Origin of the sequence: Rossellomorea vietnamensis NBRC 101237 (assembly GCF_001591825.1) — a bacterium.
Classification (GTDB): Bacteria; Bacillota; Bacilli; order Bacillales; family Bacillaceae_B; genus Rossellomorea; species Rossellomorea vietnamensis.
On the sequence record NZ_BCVQ01000026.1, the window covers coordinates 35,090 to 54,529 of the forward strand.

The following is a 19,440-nucleotide window of genomic DNA, read 5'->3' on the forward strand; positions in this document are numbered from 1 at the left end:
CACTCTACTTTTCTAGTAATCTTTCACATGACTTGGGGTTTCAGAATGATGTATACTCCACCATAATAATCCAAATGCCCCCAAGAATAAAGCACCTGTTACATAAAAAACGGAAGAAATGCCAATATATCCGGAAACGACTCCTCCAAAGGCAGGTCCGATTACATTACCAAGGAACCGGAAGCTTTGGTTATACCCAAGGACTTCCCCCTGCATACTCAAAGGCGCTTCCTGACGGATGTATGCTGTGACGCATGGAATCATGCCGCCGATTGCAATTCCGAACAGAAACCGGAAAAGGACAAGCTGCCATAGCTCGACAGCCAGGGCCTGTGGAACGATGAAGATAGATGCGAGAACGAGAAGGATGGATAAAACCTTTTCGTACCCGATATCGTCGCCAAGCTTTCCCCACCGTCTGGTTGCAATCAAATTCCCGAATCCTGTAGCGGAAAAGGCGATTCCCGCTAAAAATGCCAGATTACTAGATGAAGTGAGTTCATCAACATACAAGGCGAGAAGCGGCTGTATGCTGAAGTTCGCCACTTGAATCAGGCAGGATAGGATAAGGACCGTCACGAGTAATTTATGATTGAAGATATGCTGCAGGACTTCTTTACTCGAGTATTTGTTTCGTTGATCCCGTTGTTCCCTGCTTCTTTGTTCATCGATGCCGAATAGGACGACGGTCGCAGCAGTGGCAATGGCGATGGAAGTGAAGATGAACGTGTAGGAAAAGCCCACATTGTCTGCTAACAGTCCTCCAATCACCGGCCCGAATAAACCGCCTGATACGGTTCCCATCTGAAGGGTGCCAAGTGTCCTTCCCGCTTCTTCCTTAGGTGTCTGGGAGGAAATGAGGGCCATCGATGTAGGGATGAACCCTGTCACCGCACCCATGATCCCCCGCAGGATGAACAGTCCCCCGACGGAATGCATGAATCCCATTAAGAAGATGGACGTTGCAATCCCGTATCCCGTGATGAGGAGGATCGGTTTATACCCAAAACGATCCCCGATCCGACCCCATAAGGGAGATATGAAGAACGCCGTTAAAAATGTAACTCCAAAGACAAAACCTGACCAGCGCTGTACATATTCGTGACTGTAAGTGCCAAAGGTTTCAATGTAAAGGGATAAAAAAGGCAGCACCATTGTTGCGCTGGCCGCCACCAGAAAATTGGCCATGAGCATGATGGTTAGATTCTTTCTTTTTTGTGAAATGATTAACACCTTCTATTTGGTTTTTTATTTCGTATACCTAAATATTCATTTTATTAAAGATTTGGATCATAGTCCACTGAATAACATTTATTCACATGGAAAACCGGGAATTAGTCATAATTTCCGGGCTTAGCATGATATAATGTAAGAATAAGAAGTATGGAGAAATGAAGAGCTTGTCGCACAGTTCTCCGTTCGGAGCAAAAAAAATAGGATTATCCTGAAAACATTCTTTATTATAGATAAATTGGGGTCTTATCTACATTTTGAGGAGGGAGTTTAAGTGGCGAAAGCGGAACAGCTTGTGTTTATAGATTTTGAGTTTTCTATGCCGGAACGACATAGGGTCCCCAAAGGTTTCTTCCCTGAAATCATCGAAGCAGGGGTAGTGGTGGTGGAGTATGGAAAGGTGTCAGGTACGTTTTCCTCTTATGTGAAACCGACTGCATTTCCCAAACTGACCAACCGCTGCAAACGATTTTTATCCATCAGCCAGAGTGAAGTGGATGCAGGGATATCGTTCCAATGTCTGATTGATTATTTCAACGGGTTAAATGATAAGGGAGTCGCGAAAGTAGTGACGTGGGGAAACATGGATATGAAGGTACTGCGCGATAATTGCGCCCAGACAGGCGTTCCATTTCCTTTCCAAGCTCAATTCGTCGATCTGTCCATGGAATATAAACGCTTCTTCGGTGATCAGAACCAGACGGGACTATGGAAGGCCGTCCAGGAATATGGAAGGGAAGGTGTCGGAAAGCACCATAAAGCGTTGGATGATGCCCTCACCACCCAGCACATCTATAACCTGGTCGAAAAAGATAAAAAATACCTCGATAAAGCCGAACCCACCACCATCGGAGACCGAATCGACCTCTCCAAATTCTACAACCAGCTTGCATGACAAGACGAGGGACGGACCTTCATTTGAAGGTCCGTCCCTCGTCGTTCATTAAAATGTGAGATTATACATCAGTTCGTATTCCTTTTGAATCGATTGCAATGTTTCAAGACTCTTTTGTGCGTGGGGGGAAGCGTCTGCTTCAAGCTCCTGCTTTAATGTTAAGTATGAGGAGACAAGTGTTTCGTTGTAATCGGGGATGTCCCCGTCATATGGCTTGACCATTTTCTCCGGCATATTGGCACGCTCGCCGTGGGCAAGGGCTTTTCGTTCATGAAACAAGGGTACATCTACAGCCTGTGGATTGTGCAGGTCGCCTTGCCTCGGATGCTTTAAGACAGCCTGGATCTTCACGACAAAGGCACCTGGTCGTTCTCCTGTGACCTCCCCTACATATTTTCCCGTTTTATAAAAAGCTGTGACATAATCACCAATTTGTATGTTTTTCATAAAAAACCTCCTCTAATACATCAATCTCTATTATAATGTAAGCAGAATGAAACTGAGAAATAACTACTATAAAGGTAACATGTGGAGGTACATATATGAAGCGTTTAATGATCGTTACCCTCTGTTTACTAGGTTTAGTTCTTGCCTCATGTGGACAAACAGAAAAGGGAGATACCACTGAAGAAAAGCCAAAAGCATCCGAGAAGCAGAAAACAACAGAAGAAACCAAAGGAGATGAAGATATGACCTATCCTCAGCTGACAACAGAAGTTGCTGAAAACGAAAAATTAGTTGAAATGAAAACATCCATGGGAACCATCAAGATCAAGTTATTCCCGGAACAGGCGCCTAAAACCGTGGAGAACTTTATCAAACATAGTAAAGACGGTTATTACGATGGTTTGAAATTCCACCGGGTCATTAAAGACTTCATGATTCAGGGCGGAGACCCGAATGGAAACGGAACGGGTGGGGAAAGCATTTACGGAGAATCATTCGAAGATGAATTTTCACCGGAATTATTCAATCTGCGCGGTGCCCTTTCGATGGCGAATGCCGGCCCTGATACGAATGGCAGCCAATTCTTCATCGTACAAAAAAGTGACATCGACCCTCAGCTGGAAGATCAAATGAAATCTGCGGGATTCCCGGATCAAATCGTCGATGCCTACATGGAGAACGGTGGAACGCCTTGGCTTGACCAGAAGCACACTGTATTCGGACAAGTGGTGGACGGCATGGACATCGTGGATAAGATCGCTAACGTAGAAGTGGGAGCGAACGATCTTCCTAAAGAAGACGTCATCATTGAAAACATCAAGGTTGTAAAATAAATCTGAAGAGCCGTGAACACCATTTTGTGGGTTTGCGGTTTTTTTATATAGGGAAAGAAGGGGTATTTCCTCGGAAATTGTCGCGTGGACGTTCAATAAATCGTTAAAAAGGTGACAATTTGAAGTTGGTTTGTCCTTGGGAGAGTTGTTATAATGGACAAAGAGTTTGTTTTCGAAAGGAGCGTACCATGCTTTCTTCATTTATTTTAAATTTATTTCTCTATTTCCCCGAAGATAAGACAGAATATATCCCAGCCGGCATTACGATGGCCATTTTCATGATCGCTGCCCTGCTCACTTTCCGGATCATCCAGAAAGCTTCAAAACGCGAAGAATTGAAAACAAAGAAAATGGAAGAAGAAGCAAGGATTCAGAAGAGAACAGAATAAAGCAACCGGAACACGCCTCCAGAGCGTGTTTTTTTTCGTTCTGATGGATATCCTTCATACAGCAGCACTTCAAGGAAGTAGGAATAATTTTCACCACGGGAGTCAACAATGGTGAAAGAGTATGCAGAGATGGAGGAAGAGCGATATGAAAAAATTATCCCTATTATATATGGTCATGATCACACTCCTTGTAAGCGGATGTGCCATTGAAAACCCGAAAAAGCTGGAAGTGGAAATGAAAAATGAGAACGGTGATTCACTGGGGAATGCCACCCTTCAGGAGCAATCTGACGGAGTGGAAATCGCATTGGATCTCGAAGGACTTCCACCGGGTGAGCACGGAATCCATATACATGAAAAAGGAGTATGCAAGCGGCCGGATTTCGTATCGTCAGGTAATCACTTCAATCCTGACGACACGAAGCACGGACTGCTTCATCCTGAAGGGGCCCACGGCGGAGATCTGCCCAACCTCATCGTGGGGGAAGACGGAACGGTGAAGGTGAAGCTCATGGCTCCGATGGTTACGTTATCTAAGGGGAAGACCTCTCTTTTTACAAAAGAAGGGACCTCGCTCATCATTGATGAAAACAAAGACGACGGAATGACACAACCTTCGGGGGATTCCGGTAAGCGCATTGCCTGTGGCGAGATCAAAAGCGATAAGAAATAGCCGTTAAAAAAATGTACCAGGTAGAATCGGAATGATCCGTACCTGGTACATTTTTAATTCAGCTTAATGCAGTCCTTAGTCTTTCCAGCCCGTCCATCAGCGTCTCCCGTGGACATGCAATGTTCATGCGGACAAAGCCTTCTCCGCCAGATCCATATTTCGTACCCGGTTCCAATGCAAGTTTCCCTTTATCTAATAATCGATTCTTCAATTCATCATCGGATAGGTTCAACTTCGTACAATCGATCCAGAGAAGGTACGTCCCCTCTGCTTCCACAACTTGCAGTTCGGGCAGATGTTCTTCAATGAATTCCTTCGTAACGTTTACATTTTCCAGCAGGTAATCCAGGATTTCATCTAACCATTGTTCGCCGTGGCGATAGGCTGTTTCCATTCCGATGATACCGAGTGTATTAAGAGTAAAGAAGCCCTGTTTTTTATGGATGCCTGCGATCTTATCCCTGATTTCAGCATTGGGAGTGATCATGGCTGAAGCCTGTAACCCGGCAAGGTTAAAGGTTTTACTCGGGGCAATGCATGTAATCGTCATATCTCGGAATGTTTCATCGAGAGAGGCGAGGGGGATATGCGTATGATGTTTATAAACCAGATCTGAATGGATTTCATCCGACACAATCAAGACGTTGTACTTGTGACATAATTCAGCCATTTTGACTAGCTCTTCTTTCTTCCACACCCGTCCGCTCGGATTATGAGGATTGCACAGAAGGAATAGCTTCACACCTGTTTTGAGGGATTCTTCAAAAGCGTGAAAATCGATGGAATATCTTCCTTCGTGATATTGCAGTCGGGCATTGACAATTTCCCTGTCATTATCCTCCACCAGGCTGAAAAAGGGAGTATAGACGGGAGATTGGACAAGCACCTTGTCTCCGGGAACCGTGAGTGCCTGGATGATCGTTGATATAGCGGGAACGACACCGGGACTGTATTGCAGCCAGGTTGTTTCGATATCCCAGCCGTGACGTTTTTGAACCCACTCTTTAATGCTGGCCGCAGTCTCATCTCCTACAAACGTGTAACCGAAGATCCCGTGCTTCAGTCTGTTCCCGAGGGCTTCCAATACGGCCTCAGGCGGAAGGAAGTCCATATCTGCCACCCACATAGGCAGGACATCGTCTCTCCCAAACACGGTTTTTGTGAGATCCCACTTAACGGAGGAGGATCCTTTCCGGTTGATGACTTCTTCAAATCTACTCATTGATTATTCCCCTTTCGATTATGTATGTGTAAGTATTATCATATGATGGAAACGAAAAAGATGAAAATGATATGTTTATCGTTTATCTTTCAGAACAGGAAGTGAAGCGTGATGGAGTCCCTTCTCAAAGGGAAAGAAAAAGGGACTTCTCCCTACGTTTCAGTTAGAAGCGTCTGGGAAAGTCCTTTTTGAAATAGAGGCTCAGTCCTGGCCTCATCCGGTACTTCTTCCGTGGAGGCGGAAACAAATGAATGAATATTCTCCAATACTTCCCTTGGTTTTTCTTCTGGTACAAGATGCCCCGTCTCTTTCAGGACTACGAGTTTGCTGTTAGGGATATCCTGATTCAGCCTCTCTCCCGTTGATAAAGGCACCACCCTGTCATGTTCTCCCCAAACGAGGAGGCAGGGGGTTTGGATCGTTCGCAGATCACTCACCGATAGATCTCCTTCCCGGTCCCGGATCATCCTTGTCAGTGCTTTGAAAATATCATCCTCCAGGAAAGGTCTCAAATATCCAAACATCATTTCATCATCAATCATGGTAGAGTCATGCACGACGTTTTCAAGGTTATTGCGGACCCCTGAGCGAGTAAGCCACAGTTTCACATAAAGGTGGAAAAAAGGGATGCGGCTCAGCATCGTGACGGGCCAATTCATCCGCTTAAGATATCCTGAACTGCAGAGCAGGATGCCTCTTTTCACTAAGTCCGGGGCTTTTTTCATGACATTCAAGGCGATCTGCCCACCCATGGAATGACCCGTCAAATGGATGCTGCTTACCCTCAGGTGGTCCAACAAAGCGATGACCGTATTGGCAAGATTGTCGTATGAATAGATGAAGCTGTTGTGCTTCCCACTGTTTCCAAAGGGAGGGAGGTCGATGGAAATGACATTATAATGTTCCTTTAAAAGAGGTGTAAGCCGTCTGAAGCTGAAGGTGGATGACAGGAATCCGTGAAGAAGGACGAAGGTCTCTGAGGCAGTGGGATGTTCATGATATTCAAAGTAAACATTGGTACCGTTCACCTCCACCACTCTGGAGAAATCGTTTTCCTGCATTTTCCTCACTCCTTTCTGGTTTGATTATAGTTATTTTACCCCCGATTCCGCATTTCACACCTTGATTCGAACCTTCTGACATATCCCATCCCTTTAAGGGGGAAAATAGGTTGACACTTTTCATATTCGAGACTTCTGATATAATGAAACCATTTAGTGGCGATGAGGAGGAAGCGGAATGCAACTGAGAGAAATGGAGCTTGATTTAGTAAGGATTTTACAGAAGGATGCAAGGATTTCCACAGAAGATTTAGGAAAGATGCTTCAAGTGCCGGCAAAGGAAATTGAGGAAGCGGTTGAAAAACTTGAAAAAGCGAATATTCTTGTCAGATACAGCTCGATTGTGGACTGGTCGAAAGTGGAGGGTCATGAAGGGGTGACGGCCATGATTGATGTGAAAGTCGCTCCGAAAAGAGGAGTGGGCTTTGATGAAGTGGCTCACCGGATTTACCGATATAAAGAAGTGAAAAGTGTTTATCTGATGTCAGGGGCGTATGATTTGTCTGTGACGGTGGAAGGTCGGTCCATGCATGAAGTGGCGACATTCGTGTCTGAAAAGCTCTCCACCCTGGATTCTGTCTTATCAACGACCACCCATTTTCAATTGAAGAAATATAAGCATGATGGAACGATTTTCGGTGATCATGGAGAAGATAGAAGAATCGTGGTGTCCCCATGACAACCAAGACATCGTACATAGCTCAATCCGTTAAGAATTTAAAGCCTTCGGGAATCAGGAAATTCTTCGATCTGGCCGCCAATATGGAAGGGGTCATTTCCTTAGGCGTTGGGGAACCGGATTTCATCACCTCCTGGACGGTGAGGGAAGCGGCGATTCTATCCTTGGAACAGGGATATACCTCTTATACTGCTAATGCAGGACTTCTCGAGTTGAGGGAAAAGATTGCCCGGTATATGAAAGAGGGATACTCGGTTGACTATGATCCGAAAACGGAAATCATCGTGACGGTCGGGGCCTCACAGGCACTTGATATCAGCATGAGGGCCATCATCGATCAGGGGGATGAAGTGATCATCGTGGAACCGGGCTTCGTGTCGTACGTTCCCCTCGTTCAGTTGGCTGGCGGAGTGCCGGTTACTGTCGAAACTAAACCGGAAAATGGCTTCAAGCTCACAGCTGAAGAACTCGAAGCAGCCATCACGTCAAAGACCAAATCTGTGTTGCTTTGTTCCCCGAACAATCCGACAGGGACGGTCCTTGAACGAGGGAATTTAGAGAGTCTCGCTAAAGTGATCCGGAAGCATGATCTCGTTGTCTTCTCAGATGAAATTTATGCGGAGCTTGCCTATGACCATCACCATGTATCAATCGCTTCGCTGGAAGACATGAGAAAAAGGACCATCGTCATCAACGGCTTCTCGAAAGGGTTCGCCATGACGGGCTGGAGGCTCGGCTATATATGCGCCCCTGAAGAGATTGCGTCATCCTTATTGAAGATCCATCAGTACGCCATGATGTGTGCGTCGACGCCTGCACAATATGCAGCAGTCGAGGCACTGGATAAGGGGATGGACGATGTGATGGAAATGAAGAGAAGCTACCGTCACCGCCGTCACTATTTCGTCGACTCCCTGAACGAATTGGGATTAACATGCCATACCCCGGGAGGAGCGTTCTATGCCTTTCCTTCCATTCAAAAGACGGGAATGTCTTCCGGGGAATTTGCAGAAAAACTCCTGATGGAAGAGAAAGTGGCGGTTGTGCCCGGTAATGTATTCGGTAAAGGTGGAGAAGGGTTTATCCGTTGTTCTTATGCATCCAGTATGGAGCAGCTGCAGGAGGCTGTGAAACGGATGAAGCGATTTGTGGAGAATCACAGTTAATGAGTTAGGGTTTACATGAAAGGATGCCTGGCACCGGATTACCGGTCGACGCCAGGCATCCTTAAAAATGAGCAAAAAAATAGGACGATACCATGATCGTCCAACAAATGAAAACAAAAGGGGGAATACTTAGAAAGCTTATTTTCAGTATGACCCCTTTTTTGTTCCTTTATACATCTTTATTAAAAAAAGTTTTTACGAATCTTGTGTTTCATACTTCAATTCATATAGCATTTGCATCACCCTCAGAAAATCCTCTTCTGAGAATTCCTTTGCCTTGCGAAGGATGAGCTTCGTCCGCTTGGGGCCAAGTTCTTTGATCAGCTGCTCCATCTCAGCGTCGACCCCTGCAGGAGTATGATGACCCTTCACTTCCCGTTCCATGAGTTCGGAAGCAGGAATATCAAGAACAGTAGAAAGTTTAAGGATGGTTTGGGTGTCGGGAATCTGCAAATCAGATTCATATTTCTCAATCGTTTTCGTTCCCAATCGGGCCCGTAAAGCCAATTCCTGTTGAGACAATTTACGCTCTTCCCTTATTCGTTTCAGATTTTCACCAAAATGAGACATAGCAAAATCCCTCCTCATAAATGCCTTCCGTATATCTTTAGTTTATCACCAATTGGAAAAAATTAGCCCGGTAACCCGTGAACAAAATGTTACATATATAAGAGGTCCGTCCCTCAAGGTGAGGGACGGACCTCTTAGATTCACGATATGAAAACGAGTATGATCGCTACTGGTACGATGTAGCGCAGGAGGAAGATCCAACTGTTGAATAAGCCCCTGGATATGGATGAACCGGATTGAAGTTCAGTCCAGACGTCCTCGCGTTTCATTCGGTACGATACAAAGATGGAAATGAGTAGAGCACCTACAGGCAGTCCGAAGTTGCTCGTTATATAATCGGCGAAGTCGAAAAAGTTCTTTCCTCCGATAAGAAATTCATCGAATACACCAAATGACAGGGCACTTGGAATTCCCGCAATGAATACGAGGATCCCGATCAGCCAGGTGAACGGCATTCGTTTCTTCTGATTCCCCTTGGACAAGGCAGCGACCCCGATTTCCAAGATGGAGAAAGCCGATGTCAGGGTGGCAAAGAGTAACAGGATAAGGAACACAGTCAAGAATATCCCACCGAATGCAATCTCATTGAACACGGCAGGAAGGACCACAAAGGCAATCCCGGGTCCTTCATCAGGTTTGAAGCCCAGTGCATACACAGCCGGGAAAATCACCAGACCTGCAAGCAGGGAAATAAAGATATTCAGACTTGAAACGCTGATGGCGGACCTTGGCATGCTGTCTTCTTTAGAGAGATACGATGCATACGTCACCATGACAGATAGTCCGACCGTTAAAGCGAAGAATGCCTGTCCCAGTGCGAGGAGGACCGTCTCTCCATTCAAATAGCTCCAATCAGGTAGTAACAGGAAGCGGACACCTTCCATCGCACCTTCCAATGTCAGGGATCTGATCACCAGAATGATGAATAAAATGAATAGTGCAGGCATCATATAGCGACTGGCACGTTCGATCCCTTTTTGAATCCCGCCCTGTACGACAAGGATCGTGATGACGATGAAGGCGAACTGAGCGATCAGCACTTCTTTTGGATTCGCTATGATGCTTTCAAATAAAGCCCCATATTGTTCCTGCGATTTTCCTGTCAAAGAGCCTGTCACACTTCTTGCCAAGTAGGAAAGAATCCATCCCCCCACCACACTGTAAAAGGATAAGATGATGAACGACACTACCGTTCCTAAATAACCGATCCAGTGCCAACGGGAATGAGGGGCCAATATTTTATAAGAAGTAACAGCATCCGCCCCTGCACGCCTGCCGATGACAAATTCAGCGAGAAGAATGGGGGTCCCAATTAAAACGGTAAAAAGTATAAAGAGCAAGAAGAAAACACCCCCGCCATTCGCACCGGCCATATAAGGGAATTTCCAAATCGCGCCCAAGCCGATGGCGGACCCTGCTGCTGCCAGGATGAAGCCTATTTTAGAAGTCCATTGATCTTTCTTGGCCATACGTAAGATCCTCCTTTCAAAAAATAAGATTTTTCAATCGTACTATGTTTTAGTACCTCTGTACACCGGATTTTTAAATTTTCAATAAATGGGGTAAAGGACAGGTAATGGTATTCAATGAAGAAAGGATGGCACCATATTTCCATTTATTATGGATGAAAACGCTTAAAAACATTACTTTTCAACTAATTTTTAGAAAAGAAGTCAAAAACAAGGCAAATAGACTGGAAATTTTCTGAATATGTAGTATACTAATTGTAACAAAACGTTCACAAATTATTCTTTTTTTCGCCACAATTGAAAGCGTTTACTACAGAAATGGAGGAATTGAAATGGATGTCTTTCTAGTATACCTATTCGTCGCAACGGCAACTCCACTTTTTCTTTGGGTCGAACATCGTAAATGGGCGGTTCTTCACATCCCATTTGTTATAGCTCTATGGTCAGTGTTTATCTATTATGTAGCGGTACCCGAGCTCGGAGGCTGGGGACATGTAACCCTATGGAGTCTTTTCGTGGCAAATCTTGCATTCGCACATATCGCAGCCTTCATGTTATATGCCGTTCCGTTTATCCAAAAGCAAAGAAAGAAAAAATCTTCAGCCATCAAGAACTTTTAGTCTGACCCATATTTGATTGGGTTGGGCTTTTTTTTTTTGCTAAGGCGGATGATTTCTTTAAAGGGGGAGAGGTGACATACTATAGAAGAAAGGGGTGGATACGTGAAATGTCCAACACCAGCCTTCGGAACGGATTGAACCCGGTGGAAGCCCTGTTACATTCTGTTTTAATAACATGAATAATTGGGAAGCATAACTAGTGAGAAAGCAATTCTAGACAGATGGTAGGATGTAAAGGAAGGAGCGCAGAGAAAATCCCTTTGCCGAATTCCCGATTCTATGATATAATCTACAATTGCGTGTAAAGACGAAAAATAATATATATACTAGGAGTGTTACCATGACTACAAAATTCGAAACAGGAACTGTTGTAACAGGTAAAGTTACAGGCATTCAACCATACGGTGCGTTCGTTGCACTTGACGAAGAAACTCAAGGATTAGTTCATATCTCTGAAATCACTCACGGATTTGTTAAAGACGTTAGTGAGCACCTTTCAGTAGGCGACGAAGTAAAGGTTAAAGTATTATCAGTGGACGAAGCAGCTGGTAAAATCAGCCTTTCTATCCGTGCTACAGAAGAAGCTCCTGCTCAACAAGCAAAGCCGGCAGCAGCGAAAAAACCTCGCCGTCAAGGTCAAGGAAGTGTGAAGCAAGCAAACGAAGAAACAACACCAGCTGGCTTCAATACTCTTAAAGACAAGCTTGAAGAGTGGATCGAGCAATCAGAACGTGAAGATCTAATCAAGAAATAATAACCTTTCCAAAACTGTCCTTCAATGGGCAGTTTTTTTATTACAAACTCTATACAATTTAATGAATTCCTTATATAATAGAGGATTTTACCAATATAGTATTGAATAAGTTCTAAGAGAAAGAGATATGGGGAGGTGGCATGAATTGAAAGAGAAGATAAGTGAACTATTAGAGGCGAATGACTGTACTCATGTGCTTTATGCCTATCAGGATAGAGAGAAGTACCTGGAAAATACGATTACCTACATCCTGGAAGGGATTGAATCGGGAGAACACGTCTTATTAATTGAAAACGAGAGAAACATGAACGTATTTAGTAAAGAGCTAAAAAGTCGATTAACGAGCGATCAATTGGAAAAGGTCCACACTGTCAGTAACTTTGACTTTTATCAATCCAGTGGAAGTTATCATCCCCCAGCTATATATGAGCAACTGATGAAGACAATTACACCCTTTATTGAAAAAGGGATTAACTTTAGATCATGGACAAATGTGGAATGGGGGGCATTGGAAGATCCATGCTCCATCGTTGATTGGTTCGAGAACGAAACCGACCGTGTAGTCCATGAGCTCAACCTGACTGTTGTCTGTGCTTACAACTCGGAGAAAATGCCAGAGCAACTGGCAGAATCATTAAAGAAAAATCACGGTCATCTCATGACCGACCATGATATTTTATCCTCGGTAGTCTACAGTAGTTGAAAGAAAGATGATCCTTCTATAGGGTCATCTTTTTTTATGGAAAAGTTTTGTCCATTCATGGAGCATTTTGTCTTTAATTAACTAAAAATAAAGAATATTTATACAATATACTTGTCCGTACCTCCTAAATGGCATATAATGAAAAATGAAAGCGCTTAACTAATTAAAAATACATAAAAATCAGGAGGAACTTAGATGCTTTATAATAATCCGAATACAGAAGGTTCGTTGGTCCAATTCAAAGACAAGTATGAGAACTTTATCGGTGGGGAATATGTTCCGCCTGCAAGCGGGGAGTATTTTGAAAATGTATCTCCTGTAACGGGCCAAGTATTCACCAAAATCGCCCGTTCAAACAAAGAGGATGTAGAAAAGGCATTGGACGCGGCACATGCAGCGAAAGACGCATGGGGGAAAACGTCTGTAGCAGAAAGAGCCAATATCCTGAACAAAATCGCCGATCGCATGGAAGAGAATCTTGAAATGCTTGCGGTAGCTGAAACGTGGGATAACGGGAAGCCGGTCCGTGAAACGATGGCTGCAGACTTACCGCTAGCGGTCGATCATTTCCGCTACTTCGCCGGATGCATCAGAGGTCAGGAAGGTTCACTTGGGGAAATTGATAACGATACGGTTTCTTATCACTTCCATGAGCCGATCGGGGTTGTGGCCCAGATCATCCCTTGGAACTTCCCGATCCTCATGGCCGTGTGGAAGATCGCCCCTGCCCTTGCCGCAGGAAACTGTGTTGTATTGAAGCCGGCAGAACAAACGCCTGCATCCATCATGGTACTGGTTGAACTAATTGAAGACCTGCTGCCAAAAGGCGTGCTGAATGTGGTACAAGGATTTGGAGTGGAAGCAGGGAAGCCCCTCGCACAGAGCAAGCGTGTTGGGAAAGTAGCCTTCACGGGTGAAACGACAACCGGCCGCCTGATCATGCAATATGCGTCACAGAATATTATTCCTGTCACATTGGAGCTTGGTGGGAAATCACCTAATATCTTCTTTGAAGATGTCATGGATCAGGATGATGACTTCCTTGATAAAGCAGTTGAAGGGTTCGTCATGTTTGCCCTGAACCAAGGGGAAGTGTGTACCTGTCCTTCAAGAGCCCTGATCCAGGAATCCATCTACGATAAGTTCATGGAGCGCGCGATCGAGCGGGTGAAACAAATCAAGCAGGGGAATCCGCTGGATACGGACACGATGCTTGGTGCCCAGGCTTCTCAGGAGCAATTGGATAAAATCCTTTCTTATATTGAAATTGGTAAAGAAGAAGGGGCAGAAGTATTGATCGGTGGAGAGCAGAATAAACTCGAAGGCGATCATGAAGCAGGATTCTACGTGAAGCCGACTGTATTCAAAGGCGATAATAAAATGCGCATTTTCCAGGAAGAAATCTTTGGACCGGTTGTTTCCGTGACGACGTTCAAGACGAAAGAAGAAGCCCTTGAAATCGCCAATGACACTCTTTATGGACTGGGTGCGGGTGTATGGACGCGTGACATGAACACAGCTTACCGTTTCGGCAGAGAGGTTCAGGCAGGACGCGTATGGACCAACTGCTACCACCAATATCCGGCACATGCAGCATTCGGAGGCTACAAAATGTCCGGTATTGGTCGTGAAAACCATAAAATGATGCTGTCACACTATCAACAAACGAAGAATTTACTAGTCAGCTATAGTCCTAAAGCGTTAGGATTCTTCTAAAATGGAGCAGCGACTAGAGGCGACAGAACAAGCACTCCAACTGATTGAAACGTTAAAGGCAAAGCACGGTGCCCTCTTGTTTCATCAGTCCGGTGGATGTTGTGATGGCAGTTCCCCTATGTGTTTGAGTCAAGATGATCTGATCATCGGTGACAGTGATGTATTGGTAGGTACTGTAGCCGACTGTCCTTTTTATATGAATGAGCAGCAATATGAGTATTGGAAGCATTTCCGGATCATATTGGATGTGAAAGAAGGCAGAGGGGGAGTATTCTCCCTGGAATCTACGGAAGGTGTACGATTCATTACGGATTCCAAATTGATGAAAGTATGAGATGAACACTTTTAGAGGCAGCCTGTTTGACAGGTTGTCTCTTTTTTTATGAAAATATCAATCCTTCTAAAAATAAACGACAACCTTCGCCGCCGTCGAACAATGCCAACCTCCACCTCTCCCCCAACAAAAATACCACTCCCCCAAAAGAGAAAGTGGTCTCCAACCAATTAAAACGAATTCCGCTCGATCCCGTATTTCCGTATCCGGTACTGTAGATTCTGTCTGCTCATCCCCAATGCTTTCGCTGTCTTGGTGATATTGAAGTCGTGGTATTTCAATGCCTTCTGGATATAATAGGTTTCGGCTTCCTCTATGAAAAGCTCCAACGGCTTGATTTCCGTACCTGATTGATAGAGGAATTCCGCTCCATCCTGGCTTTCATCATCTGTCACACTATGTTGGATTCTCTGCCTGAATCCAAAGGGAAGGTGCTTGTAGCCGATTTCTTCCTCAAACCCTACAAGGTTGAATGCCCCTTCCATGACATGCTCGAGCTCCCGTACGTTCCCCGGCCAGTCATATTGTTGGAAAATCTCCTGCACTTCGTCGGATATCCCCTTGATATTCATGGCGAAACGATGGTTGAACTGGTTGATGAAATAATCCACAAGCTCAGTCAGATCTTCTTTTCTCGAACGGAGAGAAGGAATGAAGATAGACACGATGCTCAGCCGATAATACAGCTCCTTCAATAACCGCCCTTCTGCAATGGCGTCGATGGGATCCTCGTTCACCGTTGCCATCACCCTGACGTCAAATGGAAGGTCCGTCCCTCTTGAGAAGAAGTTTAGCAGTTTCTCCTGAAGGGAAGGGGATAATGAGTTGATTTCGTCAAGGAGGAGAGTTCCTCCCTGTGCCTGTCGGAAGAGAGAGGGACGGTGATGTTCAGGGTCTTTCCCCTCACTCTTGTCATGAAAAAGAATTTCTTCAAGCATGTCATCGCGTAAAGAAGAGCAGTTCTGGGTGATGAAGGGACGGTTGGCACGGGCGCTGTCGTTGTGGATGCTTTGGGCGAACAGCTCCTTCCCGGTCCCGATTTCTCCGCAGATCAAGACAGGGGAAGAGGTCCGGGTCGCCCGTTTCCCTGTTTCGACAGCGTCACAGAGCCGGGGGTGATGCCCTATGATACTGTCAAAGGTGAAGAAACTGCTGGGCTTTTTATGTATCTGATCCCTCATCACCTTCTCGAGTTTGGTGATGTCCCTGGCAATTTCGATGGCTCCGATCAGCATTTCATCGAGAAAAATTGGGAAGGTATCATTCATCGTCGTGATTTCGATTCCGTTCATATTAAAGTAGGTCTGCTTGACATTGAGGGTAGGTTTATTGGTTTTTAAAACCTTTAAAAGGGTGCTTTCTTCCTCGGAGTGAAATTGAAAAACATCCAGCAGATTTTTATCCAGGACGTCTTCAATGTCCATTCCTTCAATTTCACGCATCTTGCGATTGTAGATGATGGTCCTTCCGGTAGAATCGATGACATGGACACCTGATTCGAGATGTTCAGCGACTTTTTCATACATATACAATCGTTTTTCAGATTCCAGCATGCTGTTTCTCTCCCCTTGTTAATCTATGGTTCTTTCTTGTACGGATTTCCCATACTGACATGGATGGAAGCGAGCCCCATCTCATCGGGATCCGCAAAAAGAGTGGAATGATAAAAAATTTTTAAAAAACTCTTGAAAAACGCAACTATCTTTTGCATTATTATAAATGTAAGGGTTTTCTAAATGCAAATATTTTTTGCACACTTGAAGATGAGGATGAATAAAATCTTTCTTTAAGGGAGCAGGACAGTTGAGACTCTGCTTCACCTTGGTGTAAAAACAACATCAGTACCACGTTAAGAGTGAAAACGGGAGGGGGCCTTTGAAAACAGAGGCTTCATCCTTTTATAAAAAAGATAAAGATCTAAAATATCGAAGGAGGAATCAGTATGACAGTAAGTACGCATTCGATCATCGAACAAACAGAAAAGTATGGTGCCAAAAATTATCTTCCACTTCCGATCGTTATTTCAGAAGCGGAAGGTGTATGGGTAAAGGATCCTGAAGGCAATAAGTATATGGATATGCTCAGCGCCTATTCAGCGGTCAACCAGGGACATCGTCATCCAAAGATCATCCAGGCGCTGAAAGATCAGGCAGACCGTGTGACACTGACGTCACGAGCGTTCCATAATGATCAATTGGCACCGTGGTATGAGAAGATCTGTAAGCTGACGGGTAAAGACATGGCTCTTCCGATGAATACAGGTGCTGAAGCTGTGGAAACGGCGATCAAGACAGCTCGACGCTGGGCGTATGATGTGAAGGGTGTTGCTGAGAACAGCGCTGAAATCATCGCCTGTAACGGAAACTTCCACGGAAGGACGATGACAGCTGTATCCCTTTCTTCAGAAGAGGAATACAAGCGGGGCTTCGGTCCGATGCTTCCGGGAATCAACCTGATTCCTTACGGGGACCTTGATGCGTTGAAAGAAGCGATCACACCAAACACAGCGGCGTTCCTTATCGAACCGATCCAAGGGGAAGCAGGAATCGTGTTCCCTCCAAAAGGGTTCCTGAAAGCGGCGTATGAATTATGTAAGGAGAATAATGTCCTTTTCATTGCTGATGAAATCCAGGCAGGGCTGGCCCGTTCCGGAAAAATGTTTGCATGTGAGTGGGAAGAGGTCAATCCTGATATGTACATCCTTGGAAAAGCACTCGGAGGCGGAGTATTCCCGATTTCATGTGTGGTTGCTAATGAAGAAGTGCTGGGCGTATTCAATCCAGGGTCCCATGGCTCGACGTTCGGAGGGAATCCGATGGCATGTGCGGTGTCTGTTGCGTCCCTTGATGTATTGATCGATGAAGATCTTGCAGGCCGTTCCCTTCAAATGGGAGAATACTTTATGAGTAAACTTCGTGAGATAGATAATCCTATGATTAAGGAAGTTCGTGGAAGCGGATTATTTATCGGGGTGGAACTGACAGAACCGGCCCGCAAATACTGTGAACAACTGAAAGAAGAAGGACTGCTTTGTAAAGAAACACATGATACAGTCATCCGTTTTGCCCCGCCGCTGGTCATCTCACAAGAAGACCTCGATTGGGCCATCGAAAGAATCAAAAAAGTACTGTCTTGAAAGCTCAGGAGGACTGAGAAGTTTTTTTCTTGAAGAGCCTTGAAAACGCTTGAAAATAAAAATTATTTCTTTCCCAAGTCAATGGTTTAAGATACGGTAATATGTTACAATAACAACGTTTCAGATCACATAATAAAGAGGCGAATGTTTACAATGGGAGAAAACCTTAATCTGTTTACTTCTACACAGCATGTCATCAATGATGCTTTATCGAAGCTTGGATATACGGAAGAAATGTATGAACTTCTGAAAGAGCCGATTCGTATGTTGACCGTCCGGATCCCGGTTCGAATGGACGATGGCAGTATCAAAGTATTTACGGGCTACCGTGCTCAGCATAACGACGCAGTCGGTCCGACAAAGGGTGGGGTACGATTCCATCCTGAAGTGGATGAAGAGGAAGTCAAGGCTTTGTCCATGTGGATGAGCTTGAAATGCGGGATTGTGGATCTGCCTTATGGTGGAGGGAAAGGCGGGATCATCTGTGATCCGCGTACGATGTCCTTCACTGAGCTTGAGAAGCTAAGCCGCGGCTACGTACGTGCCATCAGTCAGATCGTTGGGCCGACCAAGGATATCCCGGCACCTGATGTGTACACAAACTCTCAGATCATGGCTTGGATGATGGATGAATACAGCCGTCTCCGTGAAAATGACTCACCGGGATTCATTACAGGAAAACCGATCGTCCTTGGTGGTTCCCAAGGCCGTGAAAAAGCAACGGCTCAAGGTGTGACCATCTGTATCGAACAAGCAGCAAAGAAACGCGGCATCGATATTAAAGGTGCACGCGTCGTCATCCAGGGATTCGGTAATGCCGGAAGCTTCCTTGCAAAATTCATGAATGATGCCGGTGCAAAGGTCATCGCGATTTCCGATGCCCATGGTGCCCTCCATGATCCGGCCGGTTTGGATATTGATTATCTGTTGGATCGCAGGGACAGCTTCGGTACTGTAACGACATTATTTGAAAACACGATTTCAAATAAGGAACTGCTCGAACTCGAGTGTGACATCCTTGTACCTGCAGCGATTTCAAATCAGATCACGGAAGACAACGTCTATGATATTAAAGCATCCATTGTGGTAGAAGCTGCAAACGGTCCTACTACCTTCGAAGCAACACGAATCCTGTCAGAAAGAGGGATCCTCCTGGTGCCGGACGTACTGGCAAGTGCCGGAGGGGTAACGGTTTCTTATTTCGAATGGGTTCAGAACAATCAAGGGTACTACTGGACAGAAGAAGAAGTAAACGAGAAGCTTTATGCTAAACTTGTCGAAGCTTTCAACAATGTATACGAAACATCTCAGAATCGTCGAGTGAATATGCGACTAGCCGCATACATGGTCGGCGCACGCAAAATGGCTGAAGCCTCAAGATTTAGAGGTTGGGTGTAACGATCGCATGAATAAGAAGAACGTATTCTCATTTTATATGGGGTACGTTCTTTTTTTAGGGGCTCTTTTCGTAAAGCTTGTTGATTTCTAACATAGGAACTCTGAGGCTCTGTCTGTGTGTGTATGGATAGATGGTGAGGGG

20 protein-coding genes are annotated in these 19,440 nt (G+C 45.0%); 13 read left to right on the forward strand and 7 right to left on the reverse strand.

Features of this window, described 5'->3' with window-relative positions:
• Positions 1 to 12: 12 nt before the first annotated feature.
• Positions 13 to 1,224, reverse strand: coding sequence for an MFS transporter (locus BVI01S_RS13875; protein ID WP_082197508.1), 1,212 nt, complete (start codon positions 1,222 to 1,224; stop codon positions 13 to 15).
• Positions 1,225 to 1,507: 283 nt separating this feature from the next.
• Between BVI01S_RS13875 and kapD the strand changes: the two genes are divergently transcribed.
• On the forward strand, positions 1,508 to 2,128 hold the full coding sequence (kapD, locus tag BVI01S_RS13880; protein WP_034763825.1) for a 3'-5' exonuclease KapD: 621 nt from the start codon (positions 1,508 to 1,510) through the stop codon (positions 2,126 to 2,128).
• A 48-nt stretch (positions 2,129 to 2,176) separates the two neighbouring features.
• On the opposite strand, the gene kapB is transcribed toward kapD, so the two are convergent.
• Complete coding sequence (gene kapB, locus BVI01S_RS13885) at positions 2,177 to 2,575, reverse strand: kinase-associated lipoprotein KapB (RefSeq protein ID WP_034763828.1); 399 nt, start codon at positions 2,573 to 2,575, stop codon at positions 2,177 to 2,179.
• 242 nt (positions 2,576 to 2,817) lie between these two features.
• On the opposite strand from kapB, the gene BVI01S_RS13890 reads away from it, so the two are divergent.
• The 3 genes from BVI01S_RS13890 to BVI01S_RS13900 all read left to right on the forward strand — a co-directional run bounded on the left by BVI01S_RS13890 (position 2,818) and on the right by BVI01S_RS13900 (position 4,470).
• Positions 2,818 to 3,408, forward strand: a complete 591-nt coding sequence (locus BVI01S_RS13890) for a peptidylprolyl isomerase (protein ID WP_371928770.1) — start codon at positions 2,818 to 2,820, stop codon at positions 3,406 to 3,408.
• A 188-nt stretch (positions 3,409 to 3,596) separates the two neighbouring features.
• Positions 3,597 to 3,797, forward strand: coding sequence for a hypothetical protein (locus BVI01S_RS13895; protein WP_034763833.1), 201 nt, complete (start codon positions 3,597 to 3,599; stop codon positions 3,795 to 3,797).
• Positions 3,798 to 3,942: 145 nt separating this feature from the next.
• Positions 3,943 to 4,470, forward strand: a complete 528-nt coding sequence (locus BVI01S_RS13900; protein WP_061810648.1) for a superoxide dismutase family protein — start codon at positions 3,943 to 3,945, stop codon at positions 4,468 to 4,470.
• A 58-nt stretch (positions 4,471 to 4,528) separates the two neighbouring features.
• Here BVI01S_RS13900 and BVI01S_RS13905 read toward each other — a convergent pair whose 3' ends face one another.
• Together BVI01S_RS13905 and BVI01S_RS13910 are read right to left on the reverse strand one after the other, a co-directional pair.
• Complete coding sequence (locus tag BVI01S_RS13905; RefSeq protein WP_034763835.1) at positions 4,529 to 5,692, reverse strand: MalY/PatB family protein; 1,164 nt, start codon at positions 5,690 to 5,692, stop codon at positions 4,529 to 4,531.
• A 152-nt stretch (positions 5,693 to 5,844) separates the two neighbouring features.
• Positions 5,845 to 6,753, reverse strand: a complete 909-nt coding sequence (locus tag BVI01S_RS13910) for an alpha/beta fold hydrolase (RefSeq protein WP_034763837.1) — start codon at positions 6,751 to 6,753, stop codon at positions 5,845 to 5,847.
• A gap of 178 nt (positions 6,754 to 6,931) precedes the next feature.
• On the opposite strand from BVI01S_RS13910, the gene BVI01S_RS13915 reads away from it, so the two are divergent.
• Positions 6,932 to 7,432 (forward strand): Lrp/AsnC family transcriptional regulator, encoded by a 501-nt coding sequence (locus BVI01S_RS13915; RefSeq protein ID WP_034763838.1) that lies wholly within the window; start codon positions 6,932 to 6,934, stop codon positions 7,430 to 7,432.
• The gene (locus BVI01S_RS13920; protein ID WP_061810649.1) at positions 7,429 to 8,598 is read left to right on the forward strand and encodes an aminotransferase; all 1,170 of its coding nucleotides are present in this window, start codon (positions 7,429 to 7,431) and stop codon (positions 8,596 to 8,598) included. Before BVI01S_RS13915 ends, BVI01S_RS13920 begins: the two co-directional genes overlap by 4 nt.
• 195 nt (positions 8,599 to 8,793) lie before the next feature.
• Here the strand turns inward: BVI01S_RS13920 and BVI01S_RS13925 are convergent, their stop codons facing one another.
• Together BVI01S_RS13925 and BVI01S_RS13930 are read right to left on the reverse strand one after the other, a co-directional pair.
• Entirely contained in the window at positions 8,794 to 9,168 is a 375-nt protein-coding gene (locus BVI01S_RS13925) for a helix-turn-helix domain-containing protein (RefSeq protein ID WP_034763841.1), read from the reverse strand.
• Between the two features lie 140 nt (positions 9,169 to 9,308).
• Positions 9,309 to 10,637 (reverse strand): sodium-dependent transporter, encoded by a 1,329-nt coding sequence (locus BVI01S_RS13930; protein WP_034763843.1) that lies wholly within the window; start codon positions 10,635 to 10,637, stop codon positions 9,309 to 9,311.
• 332 nt (positions 10,638 to 10,969) lie between these two features.
• Here BVI01S_RS13930 and BVI01S_RS13935 point away from each other — a divergent pair, with 332 nt between their 5' ends.
• The 5 genes from BVI01S_RS13935 to BVI01S_RS13955 all read left to right on the forward strand — a co-directional run bounded on the left by BVI01S_RS13935 (position 10,970) and on the right by BVI01S_RS13955 (position 14,764).
• Positions 10,970 to 11,257 carry a spore morphogenesis/germination protein YwcE gene (locus BVI01S_RS13935; protein ID WP_034763845.1) on the forward strand — a complete coding sequence of 96 codons (288 nt, stop codon included), beginning with the start codon at positions 10,970 to 10,972 and terminating at the stop codon, positions 11,255 to 11,257.
• A 319-nt stretch (positions 11,258 to 11,576) separates the two neighbouring features.
• Positions 11,577 to 12,011 carry a S1 domain-containing post-transcriptional regulator GSP13 gene (gene yugI / locus BVI01S_RS13940; RefSeq protein WP_491571935.1) on the forward strand — a complete coding sequence of 145 codons (435 nt, stop codon included), beginning with the start codon at positions 11,577 to 11,579 and terminating at the stop codon, positions 12,009 to 12,011.
• A gap of 145 nt (positions 12,012 to 12,156) precedes the next feature.
• Positions 12,157 to 12,714 carry an MEDS domain-containing protein gene (locus BVI01S_RS13945; RefSeq protein ID WP_231480024.1) on the forward strand — a complete coding sequence of 186 codons (558 nt, stop codon included), beginning with the start codon at positions 12,157 to 12,159 and terminating at the stop codon, positions 12,712 to 12,714.
• Between the two features lie 195 nt (positions 12,715 to 12,909).
• Positions 12,910 to 14,430: an aldehyde dehydrogenase gene (gene adh / locus BVI01S_RS13950; protein WP_034763851.1), complete on the forward strand. Its 1,521-nt coding sequence runs from the start codon at positions 12,910 to 12,912 to the stop codon at positions 14,428 to 14,430.
• Between the two features lies 1 nt (position 14,431).
• A complete protein-coding gene (locus tag BVI01S_RS13955) occupies positions 14,432 to 14,764 on the forward strand; it encodes a DUF779 domain-containing protein (protein WP_061810650.1) in 333 nt (110 codons plus the stop codon).
• 170 nt (positions 14,765 to 14,934) lie between these two features.
• On the opposite strand, the gene BVI01S_RS13960 is transcribed toward BVI01S_RS13955, so the two are convergent.
• A complete protein-coding gene (locus tag BVI01S_RS13960) occupies positions 14,935 to 16,317 on the reverse strand; it encodes a sigma-54 interaction domain-containing protein (protein ID WP_061810651.1) in 1,383 nt (460 codons plus the stop codon).
• Between the two features lie 389 nt (positions 16,318 to 16,706).
• Here BVI01S_RS13960 and BVI01S_RS13965 point away from each other — a divergent pair, with 389 nt between their 5' ends.
• Both BVI01S_RS13965 and BVI01S_RS13970 read left to right on the forward strand, forming a co-directional pair.
• Positions 16,707 to 17,900, forward strand: a complete 1,194-nt coding sequence (locus tag BVI01S_RS13965) for an ornithine--oxo-acid transaminase (protein ID WP_061810653.1) — start codon at positions 16,707 to 16,709, stop codon at positions 17,898 to 17,900.
• A 153-nt stretch (positions 17,901 to 18,053) separates the two neighbouring features.
• On the forward strand, positions 18,054 to 19,298 hold the full coding sequence (locus tag BVI01S_RS13970; RefSeq protein WP_034763858.1) for a Glu/Leu/Phe/Val family dehydrogenase: 1,245 nt from the start codon (positions 18,054 to 18,056) through the stop codon (positions 19,296 to 19,298).
• Positions 19,299 to 19,440: the final 142 nt, after the last annotated feature.